The 19,055-nt window shown below is 41.6% G+C and carries 31 protein-coding genes and 4 pseudogenes; 18 read left to right on the forward strand and 17 right to left on the reverse strand.

The window, feature by feature from the left end; all coding sequences use genetic code 11:
* The 8 genes and pseudogenes from QMF79_RS09710 to QMF79_RS09745 all read left to right on the forward strand — a co-directional run bounded on the left by QMF79_RS09710 (position 1) and on the right by QMF79_RS09745 (position 5,202).
* Positions 1-1,632, forward strand: coding sequence for a tail fiber protein (locus tag QMF79_RS09710; RefSeq protein WP_281773699.1), 1,632 nt, complete (start codon positions 1-3; stop codon positions 1,630-1,632).
* A 9-nt stretch (positions 1,633-1,641) separates the two neighbouring features.
* Positions 1,642-2,274, forward strand: a complete 633-nt coding sequence (locus QMF79_RS09715; protein WP_281773700.1) for a hypothetical protein — start codon at positions 1,642-1,644, stop codon at positions 2,272-2,274.
* The gene (locus QMF79_RS09720) at positions 2,253-2,537 is read left to right on the forward strand and encodes a DNA helicase UvrD (protein WP_281773701.1); all 285 of its coding nucleotides are present in this window, start codon (positions 2,253-2,255) and stop codon (positions 2,535-2,537) included. Before QMF79_RS09715 ends, QMF79_RS09720 begins: the two co-directional genes overlap by 22 nt.
* On the forward strand, positions 2,524-2,868 hold the full coding sequence (locus tag QMF79_RS09725; protein WP_281773702.1) for a hypothetical protein: 345 nt from the start codon (positions 2,524-2,526) through the stop codon (positions 2,866-2,868). The genes QMF79_RS09720 and QMF79_RS09725 overlap by 14 nt, the downstream gene beginning before the upstream one ends.
* On the forward strand, positions 2,849-3,037 hold the full coding sequence (locus QMF79_RS09730; RefSeq protein WP_281773703.1) for a hypothetical protein: 189 nt from the start codon (positions 2,849-2,851) through the stop codon (positions 3,035-3,037). The genes QMF79_RS09725 and QMF79_RS09730 overlap by 20 nt, the downstream gene beginning before the upstream one ends.
* Positions 3,034-3,357, forward strand: coding sequence for a hypothetical protein (locus QMF79_RS09735; RefSeq protein ID WP_281773704.1), 324 nt, complete (start codon positions 3,034-3,036; stop codon positions 3,355-3,357). Before QMF79_RS09730 ends, QMF79_RS09735 begins: the two co-directional genes overlap by 4 nt.
* 23 nt (positions 3,358-3,380) lie before the next feature.
* Positions 3,381-4,208, forward strand: a complete 828-nt coding sequence (locus tag QMF79_RS09740) for a hypothetical protein (protein ID WP_281773705.1) — start codon at positions 3,381-3,383, stop codon at positions 4,206-4,208.
* A gap of 181 nt (positions 4,209-4,389) precedes the next feature.
* Positions 4,390-5,202, forward strand: a pseudogene (locus QMF79_RS09745) (hypothetical protein).
* A 153-nt stretch (positions 5,203-5,355) separates the two neighbouring features.
* Here QMF79_RS09745 and QMF79_RS09750 read toward each other — a convergent pair.
* The 3 genes from QMF79_RS09750 to QMF79_RS09760 are packed head-to-tail and all read right to left on the reverse strand — an operon-like array spanning position 5,356 to position 6,492.
* The gene (locus QMF79_RS09750; RefSeq protein ID WP_281773706.1) at positions 5,356-5,694 is read right to left on the reverse strand and encodes a hypothetical protein; all 339 of its coding nucleotides are present in this window, start codon (positions 5,692-5,694) and stop codon (positions 5,356-5,358) included.
* 5 nt (positions 5,695-5,699) lie between these two features.
* Positions 5,700-6,038, reverse strand: a complete 339-nt coding sequence (locus QMF79_RS09755) for a hypothetical protein (protein WP_281773707.1) — start codon at positions 6,036-6,038, stop codon at positions 5,700-5,702.
* Positions 6,031-6,492 (reverse strand): hypothetical protein, encoded by a 462-nt coding sequence (locus tag QMF79_RS09760; protein WP_281773708.1) that lies wholly within the window; start codon positions 6,490-6,492, stop codon positions 6,031-6,033. Before QMF79_RS09760 ends, QMF79_RS09755 begins: the two co-directional genes overlap by 8 nt.
* Before the next feature lie 78 nt (positions 6,493-6,570).
* On the opposite strand from QMF79_RS09760, the pseudogene QMF79_RS09765 reads away from it, so the two are divergent.
* Both QMF79_RS09765 and QMF79_RS09770 read left to right on the forward strand, forming a co-directional pair.
* Positions 6,571-6,848, forward strand: a pseudogene (locus tag QMF79_RS09765) (type II toxin-antitoxin system RelE/ParE family toxin).
* Between the two features lie 8 nt (positions 6,849-6,856).
* A complete protein-coding gene (locus QMF79_RS09770) occupies positions 6,857-7,129 on the forward strand; it encodes a HigA family addiction module antitoxin (RefSeq protein ID WP_281773709.1) in 273 nt (90 codons plus the stop codon).
* Here QMF79_RS09770 and QMF79_RS09775 read toward each other — a convergent pair.
* Positions 7,126-8,391, reverse strand: coding sequence for a hypothetical protein (locus tag QMF79_RS09775; RefSeq protein ID WP_281773710.1), 1,266 nt, complete (start codon positions 8,389-8,391; stop codon positions 7,126-7,128). The two genes, QMF79_RS09770 and QMF79_RS09775, sit on opposite strands and share 4 nt — an antisense overlap.
* Positions 8,392-8,448: 57 nt before the next feature.
* Entirely contained in the window at positions 8,449-9,000 is a 552-nt protein-coding gene (locus QMF79_RS09780) for a hypothetical protein (RefSeq protein ID WP_281773711.1), read from the reverse strand.
* A gap of 185 nt (positions 9,001-9,185) precedes the next feature.
* On the opposite strand from QMF79_RS09780, the gene QMF79_RS09785 reads away from it, so the two are divergent.
* The 6 genes and pseudogenes from QMF79_RS09785 to QMF79_RS09810 all read left to right on the forward strand — a co-directional run bounded on the left by QMF79_RS09785 (position 9,186) and on the right by QMF79_RS09810 (position 11,276).
* Positions 9,186-9,392 (forward strand): helix-turn-helix domain-containing protein, encoded by a 207-nt coding sequence (locus QMF79_RS09785; protein ID WP_111427304.1) that lies wholly within the window; start codon positions 9,186-9,188, stop codon positions 9,390-9,392.
* Positions 9,393-9,498: 106 nt separating this feature from the next.
* The gene (locus QMF79_RS09790) at positions 9,499-10,017 is read left to right on the forward strand and encodes a hypothetical protein (RefSeq protein ID WP_281773712.1); all 519 of its coding nucleotides are present in this window, start codon (positions 9,499-9,501) and stop codon (positions 10,015-10,017) included.
* 2 nt (positions 10,018-10,019) lie between these two features.
* Complete coding sequence (gene dcm / locus QMF79_RS09795; protein WP_281773746.1) at positions 10,020-10,700, forward strand: DNA (cytosine-5-)-methyltransferase; 681 nt, start codon at positions 10,020-10,022, stop codon at positions 10,698-10,700.
* Between the two features lie 31 nt (positions 10,701-10,731).
* Positions 10,732-10,851, forward strand: a pseudogene (locus QMF79_RS09800) (type II toxin-antitoxin system HigB family toxin); the annotation flags it as partial.
* Between the two features lie 39 nt (positions 10,852-10,890).
* Positions 10,891-11,061 (forward strand): BrnT family toxin, encoded by a 171-nt coding sequence (locus QMF79_RS09805; protein WP_281773713.1) that lies wholly within the window; start codon positions 10,891-10,893, stop codon positions 11,059-11,061.
* Entirely contained in the window at positions 11,058-11,276 is a 219-nt protein-coding gene (locus QMF79_RS09810; protein ID WP_281773714.1) for a BrnA antitoxin family protein, read from the forward strand. The genes QMF79_RS09805 and QMF79_RS09810 overlap by 4 nt, the downstream gene beginning before the upstream one ends.
* A gap of 29 nt (positions 11,277-11,305) precedes the next feature.
* Here QMF79_RS09810 and QMF79_RS09815 read toward each other — a convergent pair.
* Positions 11,306-11,898: pseudogene (locus tag QMF79_RS09815) on the reverse strand (tail assembly protein).
* Between the two features lie 88 nt (positions 11,899-11,986).
* On the opposite strand from QMF79_RS09815, the gene QMF79_RS09820 reads away from it, so the two are divergent.
* A complete protein-coding gene (locus tag QMF79_RS09820) occupies positions 11,987-12,346 on the forward strand; it encodes a type II toxin-antitoxin system RelE/ParE family toxin (RefSeq protein WP_281773715.1) in 360 nt (119 codons plus the stop codon).
* 1 nt (position 12,347) lies between these two features.
* Positions 12,348-12,656 carry a helix-turn-helix domain-containing protein gene (locus tag QMF79_RS09825; RefSeq protein WP_425591896.1) on the forward strand — a complete coding sequence of 103 codons (309 nt, stop codon included), beginning with the start codon at positions 12,348-12,350 and terminating at the stop codon, positions 12,654-12,656.
* On the opposite strand, the gene QMF79_RS09830 is transcribed toward QMF79_RS09825, so the two are convergent.
* The 11 genes from QMF79_RS09830 to QMF79_RS09880 all read right to left on the reverse strand — a co-directional run bounded on the left by QMF79_RS09830 (position 12,653) and on the right by QMF79_RS09880 (position 18,990).
* Positions 12,653-13,387 carry a C40 family peptidase gene (locus tag QMF79_RS09830; RefSeq protein ID WP_281773716.1) on the reverse strand — a complete coding sequence of 245 codons (735 nt, stop codon included), beginning with the start codon at positions 13,385-13,387 and terminating at the stop codon, positions 12,653-12,655. The genes QMF79_RS09825 and QMF79_RS09830 overlap by 4 nt on opposite strands.
* A gap of 3 nt (positions 13,388-13,390) precedes the next feature.
* Positions 13,391-14,104 (reverse strand): phage minor tail protein L, encoded by a 714-nt coding sequence (locus QMF79_RS09835; RefSeq protein ID WP_281773717.1) that lies wholly within the window; start codon positions 14,102-14,104, stop codon positions 13,391-13,393.
* Positions 14,101-14,427: a phage tail protein gene (locus QMF79_RS09840; RefSeq protein WP_111313688.1), complete on the reverse strand. Its 327-nt coding sequence runs from the start codon at positions 14,425-14,427 to the stop codon at positions 14,101-14,103. The genes QMF79_RS09835 and QMF79_RS09840 overlap by 4 nt, the downstream gene beginning before the upstream one ends.
* Entirely contained in the window at positions 14,427-14,759 is a 333-nt protein-coding gene (locus tag QMF79_RS09845) for a phage tail assembly chaperone (RefSeq protein WP_281773718.1), read from the reverse strand. The genes QMF79_RS09840 and QMF79_RS09845 overlap by 1 nt, the downstream gene beginning before the upstream one ends.
* Positions 14,760-14,767: 8 nt before the next feature.
* Entirely contained in the window at positions 14,768-15,169 is a 402-nt protein-coding gene (locus tag QMF79_RS09850) for a hypothetical protein (protein ID WP_040216388.1), read from the reverse strand.
* A 53-nt stretch (positions 15,170-15,222) separates the two neighbouring features.
* On the reverse strand, positions 15,223-16,236 hold the full coding sequence (locus tag QMF79_RS09855) for a phage tail tube protein (RefSeq protein WP_281773719.1): 1,014 nt from the start codon (positions 16,234-16,236) through the stop codon (positions 15,223-15,225).
* Positions 16,193-16,636, reverse strand: a complete 444-nt coding sequence (locus QMF79_RS09860) for a phage tail terminator-like protein (protein ID WP_111313692.1) — start codon at positions 16,634-16,636, stop codon at positions 16,193-16,195. The genes QMF79_RS09855 and QMF79_RS09860 overlap by 44 nt, the downstream gene beginning before the upstream one ends.
* 8 nt (positions 16,637-16,644) lie before the next feature.
* On the reverse strand, positions 16,645-17,043 hold the full coding sequence (locus tag QMF79_RS09865) for an HK97 gp10 family phage protein (RefSeq protein WP_281773720.1): 399 nt from the start codon (positions 17,041-17,043) through the stop codon (positions 16,645-16,647).
* A complete protein-coding gene (locus QMF79_RS09870; protein WP_281773721.1) occupies positions 17,036-17,395 on the reverse strand; it encodes a hypothetical protein in 360 nt (119 codons plus the stop codon). Before QMF79_RS09870 ends, QMF79_RS09865 begins: the two co-directional genes overlap by 8 nt.
* Entirely contained in the window at positions 17,395-17,832 is a 438-nt protein-coding gene (locus QMF79_RS09875; protein WP_281773722.1) for a DnaT-like ssDNA-binding protein, read from the reverse strand. The genes QMF79_RS09870 and QMF79_RS09875 overlap by 1 nt, the downstream gene beginning before the upstream one ends.
* Positions 17,833-18,039: 207 nt before the next feature.
* Entirely contained in the window at positions 18,040-18,990 is a 951-nt protein-coding gene (locus QMF79_RS09880; protein ID WP_281773723.1) for a major capsid protein, read from the reverse strand.
* Between the last annotated feature and the right edge of the window lie 65 nt (positions 18,991-19,055).

Raw genomic sequence — 19,055 nt, forward strand, 5'->3', positions numbered from 1 at the left:
ATGGCATTACATAACAAACCAGATGAACATATTTTTGCTTCAGAAGCAAAACAAGGCGAAGTGGACAATTTCCCCGATTTATTGCGTGGCTGGGGAATTTCCTTTGAGCAAACGGGCGGAATTCCACCGATGGAGTGGTTCAACTGGTTATTTAAACGTGCTGATGAAAAACACGGATATTTAATGCAGCGTGGATTACCTGAATGGTCGGAAACGCAAGATTATCCTGCAGGGGCTTTCGTTCAATATAACAATCTCAGCTACAAATCGCTGAGAGCCAATAAAAATAAACGTCCAGATGAAGTGAATTCTACGGATTGGCAGCGTTGGGGCTTTACGTTAACTGAAATTGCCAAGGCCAGCCTCACTCAACAAGGCATTGTGCAACTCACTAACGCCCCAAATTCAGATGCAGAAAACCTCGCCTTAACGGCAAAAGCGGGCAAAGCGTTGGCACAACAAATAGTTCAAGCCAAACAAGAGATTGAGCGTGATTACATTCCCAACACCAAAAAATCTGCCGCAGTAAATAGCACCAGTACCGATACCGTGGCAACGAGTGCAGCAGTAAAGACGGCTTATGATAAAGGCGTGGAAGCCAAAAATGCGGCAGATAGTGCACAACGCACGGCAAACGAGGGTGTAAGTAAGGCAACAACGGCTCAAACTACGGCAAATAGTGCGGTAACCAAAGCGGATAATGCTCAACGAGCGGCAGATAATGCGAATAACAATGCCAACAATCGTGTATCGAAATCAGGCGATACGATGACGGGCAATCTGATTATAGATAGCTCAAATGCTGCGTGGTCTGCATTACTGTTACGCAATCGCCAGAATAAATACCTAGTCTATGAAGTTAATCCAGATACCGAATCTAATGCATTCGGAAGCATGATTTATCGTGGAACAGATGGCGATAATATCTTTAAACTTCAATTACCTAAGCGAAATGGAGAAATCGCAGTAAAAGAGGATGTCAATTCAGCCCAACGCACGGCAGAGAGTGCCAACAACAACGCCAACAATCGTGTATCGAAATCAGGCGATACGATGACGGGGAATTTAGTTGTAAAGAATGGTAGCCCTTGGTCATCAGTTGTGCTCGATAATAATCAAGGACAAGGCATCAAGTTAGAAAGTCGTCCTAATGACGATGGTTTCATGGGAGAAATATCGCATCTTGATATTCATAATGGATATAGAAATATCAATACATTACTGCTACCCAAGAAGTCTGGCACGCTTGCACTAGAAGCCGATGTTAATGGAAAAGCGCCATTAAGTGATTTTGATCGAGTAAAAAACAATTACTATGACAAATCGGGATTCGCCGAGAGAAGTTATCCATCACATTATCATGGTGCTCATGTCTGGACAATGAGATTCAACCAATTTGGCGGTTTGAGAATTATTCAATTAAGGGCTGAGATTAAAAATAGCTCAGGTACAGTGCCTATTTATCTACCAGAAGAAATGACCACTCAATCACTTAGTATTGCAACCGACGATGGACATGTAAAATATTCATACGGCTCTAAAGTAACCAGTAATAACATCGTAACAGTTTATACACCTCAAAATAAAACTGTAGGAATAAATTTATTTGTTATTGGCTGGGTTAATTTTTAGGAGGTTTTAATGAAATTATTTTTTAATTTAACAACAAACACTTTCTCCCCTGTTTACGATGATTCGAATATCGAATCATTACCAGATGGCATTTATCTTGTCGAAGATGAAAAAATCATCAATGGCATTTCCGAAAGTCTTACAAATGGTGGTGTGGTTTGGGTAGAGAGAGGAAAAATTTGCTATTCAGGCAAAGCACCAAGTGAATTTCATGTTTTTAATATGGATACTAAGCGATTTGAGCTTTCCTCCGAAAAACAGACCGCTTACCTTGCGGAACGTAAAGAAACCCTACTAACCACGCTTGCCAACCGAGCCGACCAACTCAAAAACGGCTTACTGGTGGGCTACCCGCAAACGGAGATTGAGAGTTTTTATCGCCAAGAAAAAGAGGCGCTGGCAAAACAAGCGAATCCAAAAGCTGAAACGCCGATGTTGGAACAAATCGCTCGTGTGCGTGGCGTACCGTTGGATGTGCTGATTGAGAAAGTGATTGAGAAATCAAACCAATTTGCGGTTGCTATCGGCATTATTATTGGTAAAAGACAGCAATTTGAAGACCGCTTGGTGGCGATTGAAACGCTGGAAGCATTAGAACAGTTAGAGCAGGAGGTAAACGCATGGCAATTCCAAGCAAGTTAAAACGCTATGGCTATCACGTGATTATTGCCATAGACCAACTGTTTAACGCCTTAACAGGCGGTGCTGCCGATGAAACGCTTTCTAGCCGTACTTATCGTAGGGCAGTTCTTACCGAACACCCTAAGAAACGCTGGCGTGTGCTGTATCGCCTTATCAATGGTTTATTTTTTGATGCGAACCATTGTAAAGCATCCTATGAGAGTGAGCTGTCAGGCAAACAGCACGATGAGCGGTTTAGAGAGGTGCATCATGCAAGAAATTAACTTCGATTGGATTCGGGGAGATGATGAGGCAGAAACCTTGGTGTTTACTGATGAGCAAAATCAACCGCTTGATTTCACGGGGAGTCGCTTTGATTGCGATATTCGCCCTGCAGGTGGAGATCCGATTCGCCTTTCGACGGTAAGCGGTGAAATTTTGGTGGCAAATAACGAAATTACACTGATTTTTGCCCACCAGAAAAGCGAGCAGGCAACGTGGTCGCAAGCGAAGTGGGATTTGCAACAAACCAACCCACAAGGCTTAGTCAAGACCCTTTGCGGTGGGCGAATGTCATTACGTAAGGACGTGACTTATGGCGAGCCTGAACGCTAAACCGAAAAACAAGGTGCAAGTGCGGGCAAAAAAGCCTGTGCAAATTACCCTTAAGCCTAAGCCTCGTCTACAGATTCAACAAGTAAGCGGGGTAAAGGTTATTCGTGAGTCGGTGGTCTTTCCTGATTTATCCGACTTAATCCTCAACTACAAAATAGGACGACTATGACAACACAAAACATTCAACAACTTTTAACCGAGTTTGCTCAATACTTAGGCGAGCAAGATAAAGCTCTTTATCAACAGCTCGAAGCAAAAATCAACCAACTTAAAGCGGATTTACTCGGTGGCGAAGTATCGGCAGATTTAGACACCTTCCGCGAACTTGCCGAAGAGCTACGCAGATTGAAAGAAAAAGGCAGTGAAGCCCCTGAAGCGTTAGTGAGCAAAATCACTGAATTTAAGACCGCTTTAGATGGCATTAGCGAACAAATGACCGCACTTAACAATGCGGATTTAAAAGCCGCATATCAACGTGGCAGAGCCTAATTTTTTACACAAGGAGAACACTTATGACAACAGAAATGAATACCCCTTACGAGCTTTTTGCTTACCAAGTGGGGCAAGATATGAAAGGATTGACTGACCGAGTAGAGAAATTGGAGGGCACTTCAGTACCAACAATGACTCAAACACGCCCGCTGGCGGTGGTAACGGTTTCGATTGACCCACAAGACCGAGTGGAAAACAGAGAAAAGCTTGGGAATGGGGATTATATTCGAGATGAAAGCCATATTTCGGGTACTATTCAGCTTGATAGTAAATATGCAGGATTAGCTTACGTTATGTTTGAAGGAAATCGTCCTTTATTGAATAGCGGGACGGTTAATTCAAATGGCGCTATCGAATTTTATTCGAACGAAACGACTTACCGACAAGCAACAATATTCCTTTTTAGCCCAGAGCAAGCCACTTCTCAAATCTATTTTGATGCTATAGAAAATCCGAAGAAAAAAGGTGTGATTTTTACTTCACAGCCTGACATTGAGATTTCTCAAAATGAATACGGCATGATTGATAGATTGTATTTAACAGGGCAAGGACAAGGAGGCAACGACGCGGCACGTTATCTTGAATATGGTAAAGATAAATTAAAGGTTACGGTTTATAAAAAAATTGGAGAGGAGCTCAGTCAAGTTGAGATAATGAATACGTTAGATGGTTCAAATACAAATGAATATCACCGATTTATGACAGATGAGGAAGGGTATGAGTTTTTCGATATACACATTGAAGGCTACAGTTTTGATGGGATGGAAAAAAAATTAGTGCTTGAAATTAAAACGAAGGAAGGCTATCACCTTGAAAAAGAGGTGGTAAATAGAGCTTATCAGGGATGATTTTGGCATTTAAATAGCGACAAAAGAGGGCTTTGAGCTTTCAAAAGAAGTCGAAAATTTCAAATAGGCGGAAGTTCATCAGCGATAAGTAGTCGTTGAAAACGGGTTGGATATTCAGCCCGTTTGTCTGAATAAATTAGAAAAGGGATAATAATGACAAACAAAATTTAAAGCTGGACCATTGCCATTTATAGGTCAGAAACGCATGTTCCTCAAGCACGTCAAAACCGTGTTAGACAAACACATTGATGGAGAGGGTAAAGGTTGGACGATTGTAGACGTATTTGGTGGTAGTGGTTTATTAAGCCATACAGTAAAACAGCTCAAGCCAAAGGAAACCGTAATTTATAACGATTTTGATGGCTACACAGAACGATTAAAACACATTGACGACACCAATCAATTACGCCAAATTATCTTTAATTACTTACATGGCATTATACCAAAAAACGGACGATTAAGCAAAGAAATTAAAGCGAAAATTATCAGTAAAATCAATAATTTTCAAGGTTATAAAGACCTAAATTGCTTGGCTTCTTGGTTGCTATTTTCAGGTCAGCAAGTTGGTAGTTTTGAGGCGTTATTTGCTAAAGATTTCTAGAACTGTGTTCGCCAAAGTGATTATCCTTCGGCTGAGGCTTATTTAGATGGCATTGAGATTGTCAGCGAGTCCTTCCACAAGCTGATTCCATGCTATCAGATCCAAGAAAAGGTGTTGTGATTGCTTGAACCGCCTTACTTATGCACTCGCCAAGAAAGCTACAAGCAGGCAACTTATTTTGATTTGATTGATTTCTTGCGTTTAATCAACATCACAAAACCGCCATATATCTTCTTCAGCAGTACGAAAAGTGAGTTTATTCGCTATCTGGACTATATGCAGGAGAGCAAGACAGATAATTAGCAGGCGTTTGAGGGATATGAGCGAATTGTGGTTAAAGCATCTGCTTCCAAAGATGGGATTTATGAAGATAATATGATTTATAAGTTCTAAATTTAAACCCTCTTTAAAGCCAATTTAAAGAGGGTTTTTGCATTTTATTTTACATAGGGTTTTGGAGATTAGCTATGCAAAATAATTTGCGAAACTATGCAAAAATTTTTGCGAGCTTACACAAGTGCAGAATTGATCGCACTTTGTTTATAGTTATCTTAAAACAATATAAGCTCCTCTTTTTTTCACCGTCTCCTCATCTGCAATAGATGGGGCTTTAATAGATAATATAGGCGTATCTAACTGATAATATGACGGCTCTGTATTTCCTGTCATCATTTCAGCTCTAACTAACCCACCTTGTGCATCTGAAGCATAAAATTTTCGAATATTTCCAGCTAAAGCATAACTTGATGATAAATATAATCGATTATTACCCACATTTCCTATTTTGAAATCCTCAGCATAAGAAAACTCACCATTTGATCCCTGAATATAAATAATTTCATTATTTGAATTTCTTATGGATATACCATATCCAGTCTCAACCATTGTTTTTATGGGTGATAAAAATAAAGTTTAAAATTAAAAAATGGACTTCCTTTAAATTGAAGGAATTTATCAATTCCAGAACGAGCTACAAGTTCAAAATTCATACCTTGAACTTCTATTCCATAATTCTTATCAATATATTGTGAACCATTAAACTTTAAAAAAACCAAACCTCTTTGATTATCATTAATAAATTTATTTAATTTACTATACATTTCTACTGAAGAAATAGATTTATATCCATTTTTAGCAGTAACTAAGTTAATATCAAATATAGTCGATAAAAAAAGACACGACATTTCTTGTGTAGATAAATTGCCAATTTGAACACCATAATTACTCATATATCACTACCATAAATTCAGTACCTGCTCCATCATTAATGTTTGAGGTAATAATATCAAAGTATGTTTCAGAAATTTTATCTAGGGAAAATAGAATGGCATCCTTATCACTTTTATGATAAAACCTAAATACCTTTGGTGAATATGTATAAGCATAAGTTGGCATATCTTCAGGCATTCTTACAATAATTTGATATTTTTTACCTTGAATTTTATAAGGTATTTGGATACGTTTACTTTTTTGAGAATTACTTAAACTTACCTGACCTTGAAATAAAAAACGCACTTTATTAGATAAATTAAGTGGTTCTAAATTACCTGAATTAGAACAAATATTAAAACCATAATTCACATTCTCCTCCTTAGCCTTAACGCTTTTCTTAGTTTTTAGCCAATAAAAAAGCAGTCCTAAGACTGCTAACAAAATCACTACAATTAAAAGTGCAACTATCATATTTTTCTCCTTTATTGTATCGAGTTACTTTACAAACCACTTTTAAGATGTATGCTAACTTTATACAAAGAGGCTAAAATGATTCTATCGTTTAAACACAAAGGGCTTGAACTCTTTTTCACTACAGGTTCACTGCTGGAATTCAAGCCAAGCACGCAACGAAATTAAGATTGCAGCTGGATGCTCTCAATCGTGCAACTTGCCCGCAAGATATGAAAGCACCCAGTTGGCGATTGCATCCATTAAAAGGTAATCTTAAAGAGCATTGGTCGATTACCGTAAATGGAAACTGGCGAATTACCTTTAAATTTGAAAATGGACACGCTGAAATCGTTGATTATCAAGATTATCACTAGGAGGCACTATGAAAATGTACAATCCACCGCATCCAGGTTTAGTGTTAAGAGAATATATTGAGGGAATGAAAATTGGTGAAGTTGCCCAAAAATTAGGGGTTTCCCGTATTTCACTCTCTCGCATTCTTAACGGTAAAACTGCCATTACGCCAGAAATGGCAACTCGTATTGGGCTTGCGTTAAATAACAGCCCTAGTATGTGGCTTGGTATGCAAGCTGATTATGATTTATGGCAAATTGAGCAAAATCAAACTTTTCATATCACGCCTATTTACGCCTAAAGCTGCCCAATTTTTACCCGTACATTTCCTCGCTCGTCATACACAATAATCTGGTTATTGTTGATGACGAGCCCGACATCTCCTGCTGCAGCACGCATTTCTACTTGCTCTTGATTGCTCACTTTAAAGCGGTTGTTGATATTCAACGAACCACCTGTGATGTTGCCTAAATCCGCACTAATCGCCGACAAGTTTTCCACATTCAACTCTTTCGACGTAATAGACTTACTCACAATATGACCTGCATTAATGGTCTTGCTTGCAATATATTTCCCCGCAATCGTGCCACCAACAATCTCATTGTCTGTAATCGTATTCGCTGCAATTTGCTGAGCGGTAATCGAATTGGTGACAATCGAGCCACCGTGAATCGCTGTGACACCTGCATTTTGCCAAGGGCTAGGCTCTCGGGTGTATTCGGTACATTCTTCGAGCATAGGGCGACGAATTTTTATCATCGGGTTTTGCTGTGCGCCTTCTGCCCATTGATTGATAATAAGTCGGTAATTTTGATTAACGTTGCCGTTGGCTTTGAAAATCATATAAATCCGACGTTCTTCTTCCACACTGCTAGAAATGCCCGCACCCGCACCATATCCGCCATTTTTGCCACGCCCTGTCCAAGATTTCTTGATAATTTGTACCGCACCTTGCTCAATATTTAAATCTTGAAACGAACGATGACCGCCAACATAAGCAGAAAAACAGTAATAACGCCCTTTCACTAGTTTTAAATCTTGATACAAGCCACCAAATCGAACATTACTTGTATCTGAATTTGTTCGTGCTGTCTGCCAATGGAACTGGTTTTCTGTTTCAAGATAGCCATAACCTTGATAATCACCAGTATTCCGATTGAAACTCCAACCAGCATTCGCAATTTGAGACGTATTAACATATAACGTCCACCCATTACCATTATTAGCAAAAATCGGATTAGTGAGCAAATTCCCCCCTAGCCCAATCGCCAGTTTATCTGCTGAAATCTCCCCTGCAGCTACGTGATTCGCACGGATTGCCCCCGTTTTGATTTTTGCCGCCGTTACACTATTGGCTTGTAGTTTATCCGCCCCAATCGCATTAGTTTGAATGGTATTCGCACCAATACTGTTGGCTTGCATTTGTTGTGTGCCCACGCTGTTTGACTGCAAATGCGTTGTGCCAATGGCGTTAGCTTGAATCAGGTTCGCCCCGATGCTGTTAGCTTGCAGTTGATTTGCCCCAATCGTGCCCGTGAGTTTTGTTGTCGGAATTGCAGGCATTTGAGCAAGGCTTAACGCCTCTTGAATTTTGTTCGCACTGATATTCGGGATTTGATTTTAGTTTAACTGCCCTGTGAGTTTGGTGGTTGGAATCGGCACAAGTTGGTCAACGCCAATTGTGCCTTTAATTGCACTTGCCAAAATTTCCGTTACACCGCTTTCGTATTTTCTGCCATTCCAAGTGTAAAGTTTGCCGTCTCCTTCATTGTAAACCTGTTTCACGCCTTGAAACTGGTTCACATTAAGGTTCGCCACGGTTTTTACCATCTCCAACTTACGTGCTGGGGCGGCAGTATCAAACACTTCGTTGATGATGTTTTGGCTGAGTTTTTCATTCAGCAGTTTCAGCTCTTTATCAATATCTACCGAACTTTCGCCCCGCACGCCCGCTTGTTGATAAAACGCCCCGACATTTTGCCCACGCACGTGTCTAAGCCAGTAATAACGCACCTGTTTTGCACCGACTTCATGGCTGTACATTTTTGCAGTGAGCTTGGTTAAACGTTGTGCACTGGCAAGGTTATCCTGCTCGCTGGCCCAGATTTCAGTTTGGGTGAAATCATCTACCCACGCCCACGAGATAGAAATATTCCCCAATCCGCCTAACACACGCACATCACGGGGTACAGTGGGCGATTTATGGTGAAACTTTGCGATTTTTCACTCACCATTTGACCGCTTGCATTTTTAATTTTCAAGTAATTCTTCAGTTTTATTTCTGACTTGTTACTTATAGTCCGTTGTTTTATAACCTACAAAAAGGATAATCAGCAAAAATTTTGGGAGATTCTTTTATGATTTTGGAACAGATAGGCAGCCGAGTGCGTGAGTTACGGAAAGCCCAAGACTTAAGCCAAGAAAAATTTGCATTGAAAGCTGAAATTGACCGTACTTACCTTGCAGGAATTGAGCAAGGCAAACGAAATCCATCTATTAAGAGCTTAGAGAAAATCATTAATACGCTTGGTGTAACTTTTCATCAATTTTTTGAAGGAATGTAATTGTTGATTATAAGTAACAAAAATACTATAATTTAGGAGCTAAAAATGGCACATTTTGGAGAAGCCGAAAGAAGTATTCAGCAGTATTTTGTGGTTGGTGAGTACGTTGAATTCAATTCGCAGAATTACATTATCAGGAAAGCCTACTTGTAAGAACGGTGAGCTGAAAACAGATATTTATATTTTGCTTGCTAATGAGCAGTCTGGTGAAGTTGAAATCAAAATTTCATACAAGAAAGAAAATGCAGATTTCTTGGAAAACAAAATCAAGGCTGAACGTGCAGAACAATTATTTGGAAGTAAATGGTATTCTTTAATTGAACAATCTACATCAAAAATCAAAGATAAATTCTTTGCCAAACCCCTGATTTATAAAAACAAGTACAAAAGAACTGAAAAAGGGGCGATAACATTAGGCTGGAAATTTGAGCTAATGAATAAATTAAGTGGAGAATTATCGGGTGAAATGCTGTTAAACAAAGAACAATATCTTGATGTCTATGCAGGGAATAATTTACCACCTGATAAGCGAAATTCATTTGTAAACGGTGAGAAAATCGATAATTCAGGCGTAGCAAATTATAGCTTGCTAATCGCCATTCGGAAGCAGTACAAAATTTGCTGAAAATGTTTGATGAGTGTGGCTATGACGTAACCTTGACTATGGTTAATGCGAAAGATTATGGCGTAGCACAAGAACGTAAGCGTGTATTTTACATTGGATTTAGAAAAGATCTAAAAATTGATTTTCAATTTCCAAAAGGTTCAACTGTTGATGATGAAAAGAAAATTTCATTGAAAGATATTATTTGGGATTTAAAAGATAGTGCTGTTCCAGCATTAGAACGAAATCAGACGAATCCGCAAGCGGTCAATAATAACGAATATTTTACAGGTAGCTTTTCTCCAATTTTTATGAGTCGAAATCGAGTGAAAGCGTGGCATGAACAAGGTTTTACTGTTCAAGCATCGGGACGACAATGCCAATTACACCCACAAGCTCCGAAAATGGAAAAGCATGGAACAAACGATTACCGTTTTGTAGCGGGAAAAGAAAATTTATATCGTAGAATGACAATTCGTGAAGTCGCTCGAGTACAAGGTTTTCCTGATGATTTTAAATTTATTTACAAGAATACAAATGACGCCTACAAAATGATTGGTAATGCTGTGCCTGTAAATTTGGCGTATGAAATTGCAGTTGGAATTAAAAAGGCATTAGAAACGCTAAAAGAAAAGCCAATTGATTTGCCTCCTAATTTAGTGCAGTCTAAACCTAAGGTAGCTCATCAGCTTTCTTTGTTCTAAAAATGTTGCTTGAAGAAATCTTACCAATAATCACGTGATTTTTAATATTAAAGGCAATCATTACCGCCTTGTCATTAAGGTGCATTACGTCAATGGTATTGTAAAAATCGAATGGATTGGCACACTGAATACGATTAAACAGCAATTTTAGGAATGGTTATGACACAAATTCTCTTATTTTTCCTTATTTATGCCCGACCCAGAGCACTCTTTTGATGAAGAACGCTTTTTACTGCTCGGATTGAGTGAAAAAAATCGAACTTTAGTGGTTGTTCATTGTGAACGTGATCAAAATATTCGCATTATTTCAGCCAGACGAGCAACGTTACGAGAGACAAAACAATATCAGGAGCAAATATGATGAAAGAAGAATATAATTTCAGCCACGCGGTGCGTAATCCTTATGCCGCAAAACTTAAAGCGAAAAAGGTGATCACGATTCGCCTTGATGACGAGTCTGTCGATTATTTCAAATCACTCTCCGCCGAAATAGGGATTCCTTATCAAACGCTTATTAACTCTTACCTCAAAGATTGTGCGATCAACCATCGTAGACCCAACTTAAACTGGGCGTAAAATAACCCGAAGTATGAGAATGCTTCGGGTTATTTTTTCTCTTCCACCACATCAAAGGTCTCAATCCCTTGCGAAATAATCAATGATCCCACCAAAATTCGCCCGTAAGCCAGTGGCATGGCTTGCCCTTGTGCGACCCGATTTTGTAGCCCACTGAATGCCGTCGAAGATTTTTTCTCTTGCTCATTGAAACTCCCCATACTCGGCGTTTTAGTCAGCATTTGTGCCACCCCACCGAGCAGCATCGACGCCCCATTCCGCCTAACATCATTGCCGTTTGTAAAGCGATAACCCCCCCCACAGGACCGAGTAACACTGCCGCCCCAATCAGTAATGCCCCTGCCACAATGCCAAAGACCCCACCACGTTTCGCTCCCTTAATCACGGGAGTAAAATGCACCGTCATTCCCTCTTTCAGACGATACTGCAAGCCTTTTTCCAAGTAGCGATTATCTAAATACTGTGAACCAATACGCACCTTGTAATAGCCTGCTTGCAACTGCTCACGTAAGCCGTGAAGTTGGCTCATTAACGCTTTCAGCACTTCTGCCACCGTTTGGCAATCTAGCTGAAAATCCGTGCCAAAACGCTTGAGTGAGCCGTAGAATTTAATCTTGATCATATATCTCCTTAGATATAATTTGTATCTTATTGAAAATATAATCTATACATTATAAAATAAGATAAAACTTACCCAATAAAACCACAAAATGAAAAAACAATCTCAATGGACGGTAATCGCTACTGAGCGATTTAATCTCTGGCTGCTTGAGCAAACCGAAGATGTTCGTCAATCGGTGTTTGCATCGCTCAATAACTTGAAAATGTATGGTTACCAGCTTTCACGTCCTTATGCTGACACGATAAAAGGCTCAAAATATCCGAATATGAAAGAACTTCGCATTCAGCATAAAGGCAAGCCGTTGCGAGCGTTTTTCGCTTTCGACCCACTTAGACAAGCTATTGTGCTCTGTGCGGGGGATAAAAGTAACGACAAACAATTTTATAAGCGAATGATTGAAATCGCCGATGCAGAATTTACCGACTACTTACAAAGTTTGGAGCAATAAGATGAAAAAAATGTACACCCTTGAAGAGATGATTGCCCGTGAAACACTTGAGTTTCAACAAAAAATCAAAGAGATGTCCGATGAACTGATTTTAGAAACAGGGCTTGCGATGATTCGTGAAAACCTAGCATTGTCGCAAAAAGAGATGGCACAAGCCGTAGGTGTATCTCAATCCGCGATTGCTCAGATTGAACAGCGTGGCAATGATGTTAAACTCTCTACACTTAAACGCTACATTGAGAAAATGGGCGGTGAACTCAGCCTTGCCGTCAAAATGCCAACGGGTTACAGCCAGATTTTCCCAATTTAACCTAAAATGCCGAGCGGAATAGAAAAATCCAAGTGCTCGGCATTGTTATGTCGCCAAATCGAGTGTGTATGTTTGAGCCAGTAGCCATCGTATAAATCTCGCTTGCTAAGTCGTTTGGGACTATGGTGCAACACCATCTGACTGCCTAAGTAAATGCCCGCGTGATTCGGCACGTTCGCCCCTACCTGCATCAAAATCACATCGCCAATTTGCAAAGTTTCCTGAGAATCTAACCGCTTGAATCCCTGCCCTTCGAGATTATCTAAGTAAAGATTTTGCCCGTTGTGCCACCACTCATCGGGACGATTGAACTCATCCATATCTAAACCCGCTAAAAAGTAAAAATCTTTAAACAACGTGTAGCAATCAGTTTTGCCGTGCTCAAAGGTTCTACCAACAAGCGGTGCAATTTTCGGGAAACGTTGCCATTTCCCCTCACAGACTAAAAGCCAATCGCAATCGGTGTGAGCGAACACCTGACGGTCGGCAAGCGATAGCACAGGTTCACCGTTCGGGTGTGAATGAACAATCGCCTCAATCCACCCCAATTTTTCTGCCTCGATTTGCTCCTCAGGCGAAATCTCAAAGAAATTAAGCGGATCGGCTGCTATGTTTTGGCAAGGGTAATAAAACCGCTCGCCCATCATAGGGTCACTGAGAATCAATCCGCACGCCTCTTGCGGTTCGCATTGTTTAGCGTGGTCTAAAATGGTTTGTTCAATGGTTTTCATTTTCTACCCCAATTTATTGACCCCAATAAACCCACCATAATTGAGAGTGTTATGACGTAGCCGACACCCCCGCAAACACCCCGAGCATTTGTCTTTTTTCGGGTCGGTGGTCGGTTGGTCTTTTTCGTCCGCAACAGGATTGCCCGTATAACCGCATTCGATTGAGCGATACACCCACGGGCACGTGACTAAAATCGTTCGCTTGTTAATCACGGCATTATCGGTTTCGATCGGCAACGCCAGCGTAAAGGTCGCCATATCTTGCGTGAGCGTGGTTAATTGCTCAATCAGGTAATAACTGACTCGCTCTTGCTGTGGATCGGCATTGCGGTTGCCCGCTTTAAAGTTTGCGGCATCTAAAAACTGAGCATACACTTGCCGTCTGCGTACAATCGCACCTAAGCATTGCTCAAAGTTGTTCGAGAGTGCGGTCACAAAACCATCAAAATTGATGACCGTGAGCGTGGGGCGATTGCTCGCTCCTTGTCCTGACATTTCAAAGCCCTCAGCCTTGACCCCAAAGGGCGTATAGCGGTTGCCTTGCCAAATAATCGGCTGAGTGAGTTCATTCGTACCCGCATAAAAACGGAACAGTTCGCCACGATTGCCGTCTTTGCCCGTAAGCTGTCGCATATCGACCTCGAACAAGTCAAGCAACGCCGTTTGTTCGAGCTTTGCCAGTTCAAGCTGAAATGTTGGAGTGATATTGGCGGTCATGAAACGACCTCCTCAAACTCGCCAGTCAGTTGCCAATAGCTTTGTTGGTAGGTAATTTGATGCTCTTTACATTTATATTTCCCCTGTTGACCAAACGGTGGCGTCCAGAGAAAGGCTTGATAGCCGCCGTGTCTTGTGAGGAAATCATCAATCTGCCGAATACGAGCAGGATTACCGCTAAAAGTCAGATTAAAGGTCGCTCGGTTATGGTTTAACCCTTGCGGGCGAGATTGGGTATAGCCATCGCCAAAATCAACTTCACTCAATTTCGGGCTTTGCTTTTTGCTCGCTTGATAATCAGGACTAAAATTTAAGGTTTCCATCAATGCTCCATTTGCGTATTGAGATAAATTAAATCCAATTGTTTAATCACATCAATTTCCCAACTGTCGAGCTTCATTTTATAGAGCCTGCCCCACGCCTCTATTTCCGTAAAAGTCAGCGGGTTCAAGCTCATTCCGCACTGTCTTGCCGTGGAAAGTTGTTGGAAATAACCCAATAAATAAGCCACCGCATCATTCGGTGGCTCATTGTCAAGCTCGACGGGCATTTCGCCTGTCTGCTCATACAGCGAGAGTAAATGTGCTCTCAAGGTCGCTTTACTCTCTTTGGGGCGTTTATCCAACTCAAACTCTTTTTGGGCGTAACGCAGCAAATCGTCAATTAAGCCGTCAAGAACTTTCCCAAATCGTTGGAATGTTCCAGAATTTGGTCAATCATCCAATCGCATTCACTCAATACCATACGGGCATTTTCTTCGCTAAAGGCAAGCGGTTTACCTTCCCACTCTAAACCGTCCCAATTCTCTAAGCGGCTTAAGGCAAGCTCTAAGGTTTCTGTGCGTAATTCATCTAAACCTTTTAATTGAGGCTTGCGACTTTTGGCATTTTCAATTTCACGCAATTGCTCTTTTTTCAGTTTTTTCTGCAAGTAAGCAAATGCCTTGTCTGATTTTGCCGACACCACACTGATTTTTACCCCCAATTCATCACTCGTTTCAGGATGAAGCAAGTTAAAGGTAAAAGTTTCTGCTAAAGCTGATTTTGATAAGTTTTTTAAGTCCATAAAATTTCCTTATGTTGCAAAAAAACGGTCAACATTGACCGCTTGTAAAGGTATTAAGCCAGCGTATCTTGCACAATCATTGTCGTAGCCACTTTTAAGCTGTCGTCAATCGTGCTGGCTGCATCCCACACCCCAGGGAAGGCATCAAAATTAAGGGTTTGCATTAAGTTTTTCGCCCCGTCATCAATTTCAGAAGAGGTGACTTTAATCGCTGGCAGAATAATCGCCATGTAATCGCTGTTGTTCGCGGTTTCTGCATCCATTCGCAACGCCAAAGAAAGGTTAGTGCCAAGACGTACCGCATCAATCATCGCTTTATTTTGCAGATACATCGTAAATGAACCACTGACGGCAACGGTGCCAATAAATACATCGGGGGCATAAGTCGCCCCTAGCACCGCTTCACTGGATGCGTTCAAATCAATATCAAGCTTAAACGAGGTAATTAGTGCCATTTGTTGCTTATTGACTTGCAATGACCCCTTCACGCCCGCTAGTTTGCCCGATTGTGCGATATCAGTCGGATTGGTAAAGTATTGGGCAGTTTGCTCTTCCCCACGTTGCCCTAAAAAGGTGACGGTAACAGAGGCAATGCCATTCGGCTCCACTTCCAGTGATAATTTTGATACACGGCAACCGAGATACTGGCGAGATAAGCCAATATCTTTAAACCAGTCTTCAATCGTGAAGCTATCCGTCGAATGTGCGGTTTGTGGTACAACTAAAATCTTACCGTTTTTCTCACCTTGCCCGTTTGCGGTTTTCTTGATAATCGGCGGTTTCGCTTCAGCACCAAAAGCACCTCGTAAAGCCGCAGCAAATGCCCACGCCCATTGCCCTGCGGCAAGTTCACCTTTTACATCGCCTTCCACTTTTTCAAACCCGACAATTGAAGCCGCACGTTGCATATCGTCGCGAATTTCTTCAGACTGGAATGACTCAAAATTAACGTTAAGTGAAGTTTCAATACGAGGCAATAATTTCGCCGTGTTTTTGGCAGGTTTCGTGCCGAAGGTGGTTTCTTTAGACAGTGCCACCGAACGCTGTGTCCCTTGTGAGTTTGCCATCGTTGTCCTCCAATTGATAAGCAGTAAAAGGAATCGTTATCGGCAATGCAAGGCTATTGCCTGATAAAAAAAGCCCACCGATTTGCGGTGGGTGATGAATAATCAGCTGAATGTGGGATTCAACCACACTCAAGCCGTAGAAATGTTGGCGTAGCTGACTCGCTCTCTGCTCAATCGCTTTTGTGCCTTGCCCGTTGTCAAAAAATAAAGTGAGCTGTAAAAAGCCCGTTTCTGTCGCAAGCGGTTTATCGGAAATCGTACTGGTCTTTGCTGTATTGACCGTTAAATAGACCGCTTGATAAGGCAGTTTAGGCTCTGTTTTCACCCCTTCCCAAGCGGTCGGAAAAGCATCCAATTTTGCTAAATGACTTTCTAAAATGCGTCGAATTTGCGGTTTCATTGCCTACCTCATAGAGGTGAATGTTGAGCATAATACGCATTGATTTCATCCACGGAAATGCGAATCATCCCTTGAGGGGCTTGCACAGAATAACCACGTCGTGTCTTCCCTGTTTTGGAAGGACTAGGGTATAACCCATACTCCAGCATAGGGGCATAAGGTTTATCCGTCGCAATCACTATCGTATCGGACAACCGAGCCTGAGCAATGGCGATTTGACTACCATCGTAATTGCTCGGTACAGCATTCAAGGCAACCGTCCACGAACGTCGCAACGCGCCACTATCAACAGGTGTTTTCTTCTGTACCTTGTTGAGGGTATCTAACGCAATTTTGCGAAAGCCTTGTGTTTGAGCCAATAATGCGGAATCCACAAAGCCATCAATGGTGGCACTAAATCTACCCATAACGTCTTCCTTGTGCTTGATAATAAATCGCTTGTTGTGCAGGACGAATCGGCTGCACCCGAATCACTTGCCACTTTTCGCCATTGACCGACACAATGTCGTTCACTTCCGCTTTTTCAGTGAGTAACATCAACACATCGCCCACTTGAACATCGGCATGCGTGGTCTGACGGCTAAAATCGTAGGCAAGCGTATCAAATAAGCAGGATGCCGATACACTGCGTTTTGATTGGCTCACTTCGCCCGTTTCGGGGTTATATTTGCCCGTTTTTACTTGTGAAATCACACAAGGGCTGCCAAACTGGCGAATAAGCTTGGTCGAGACCTGCTGTAAGTTTTGATAAAGTTGCATTAGCCACGCTCCAATTTCACCACGCCAAAGCTACTGCGATCTAACCAAGCGACTAACAGTTGTCGCACATAATCAAAGCGGTTACTGCTATCGGCAATCGTTGCACGGTTGTCATAATTGACCGATAAACTGCCGACTTTTACGCTGGTCATCTTCTGCTCTGCGTTTTGGTTGAGATTTTCTTGTAATGCTAGTTCACACACGGCATAGATAATGGCGGTAGGGATTTTTAACGATTCAAATCCTTTACGCGGAAATTGGCGTAGCTGCATTGGGTCGGCTTTTTCGCCCGTAAAACGGTAATTCACATCTAAGAAATCTGACGCACTCACCAAGCGGCGAGCCTTTTCCTCTTCATCTAACGCTGCCCACGCCTCTTTGCTCATTCGCAAATTGTGATACGCATTGGCTTCTTCTACGGAAAGATAAGCGGTCATTTTTGCTCCTTAACTTACCACCATTTGATCGCGGCAATTAAATTCGCCATCGCAAAGGTAAAAGCAATAAATAAAACAGCCCAAACAAGGACTTTAATTTGCGTATGTTCTAAATACATTTTCAGCATTTTACGCACCTCTTTAAAGTTGGAATAAAAGAAGCCCCGTGTAATTCTCCGTTACACGGGGCTTCGCTTTTTATTACCGTTACTTGGTTTTCACCAACACACCTGCAGTATCTTTCAATGAGGTAGCCGTTTTACGCCAGTTGGCTGAAGCCCCTAATTTAGTATCATCAGGAGATTTACCGCCTGCAGTCATATCCCACTCATAACCGAGAATACCTAAGTTATAAGTCCATTCTGCTTGATAAACCGCTGCGATATTTTCACCGCCTAATTTTGGCTGCATTTCGCTGTTGAAGTCGTTGTTACCGCTCACCATCACCGCATTTTCTTGCAAACCTAGCGTGTTATAAGCCGCACCAGTGCTATCCACTAATGCAGGGCTGTCTGTAACCACAAACAAGCGACCAAACGGATCACGCATCACACTCACGTTGTCGTAAGTAAACAAACGTTCTGCGTTGGTTAAGGCGTTGTCGTACAAGGTGTGTAAGGTGGTTGAATGCACAATCCACGCTTTTAATGCACTAGAGCGGTCGCCAAATAATGCCGCTGCTTTATTAAGTGTGCGGAAATTCGGGGCATTTTTCTTGTCGTCTAACACGGCTGCTGTTTGACCGCCAATTGCAGCAACCGCCCCTAAAATTGCGGTGTTTAACATATCCGCTAAACGGGCTTTGGCAAGTTGTTGCCCGATTTCTACCGCCGCAAGCTCAGGGTTTTGTAATACCCAACGATATTGTTGCGGTTCATACTCAATCGGGTGCGTGCCTGCAGCCACTTTTACGGCTACATTGAGTAATTGCTCTAAGCGTTTCGCTTGCACCGTACCACTGCCATACGCATTACGACGACGCACTAAGCCTTGAATCGCTTTAAAGCTTGCACGAATATCAAAATCACCTTGTGTTGGGGCATTTTGCAAGGTAATCACGCCACCTGAGGCTTGATTGAATTTTTCAATATCTTGATCGACCGTTTCAGTTAACGCTAAATGCGTTTGTTTGTTGAAGACTTGTAAGTCAAAAGCCATAATAAGCTCCTATTAAATGGTGCGATTGCACCGTAGTTAAAATAAAAAAGGTGCAATCTCTTGCA

It is taken from the genome of Pseudohaemophilus parahaemolyticus, from assembly GCF_938021905.1.
Lineage (GTDB): Bacteria > Pseudomonadota > Gammaproteobacteria > Enterobacterales > Pasteurellaceae > Haemophilus_A > Haemophilus_A parahaemolyticus_B.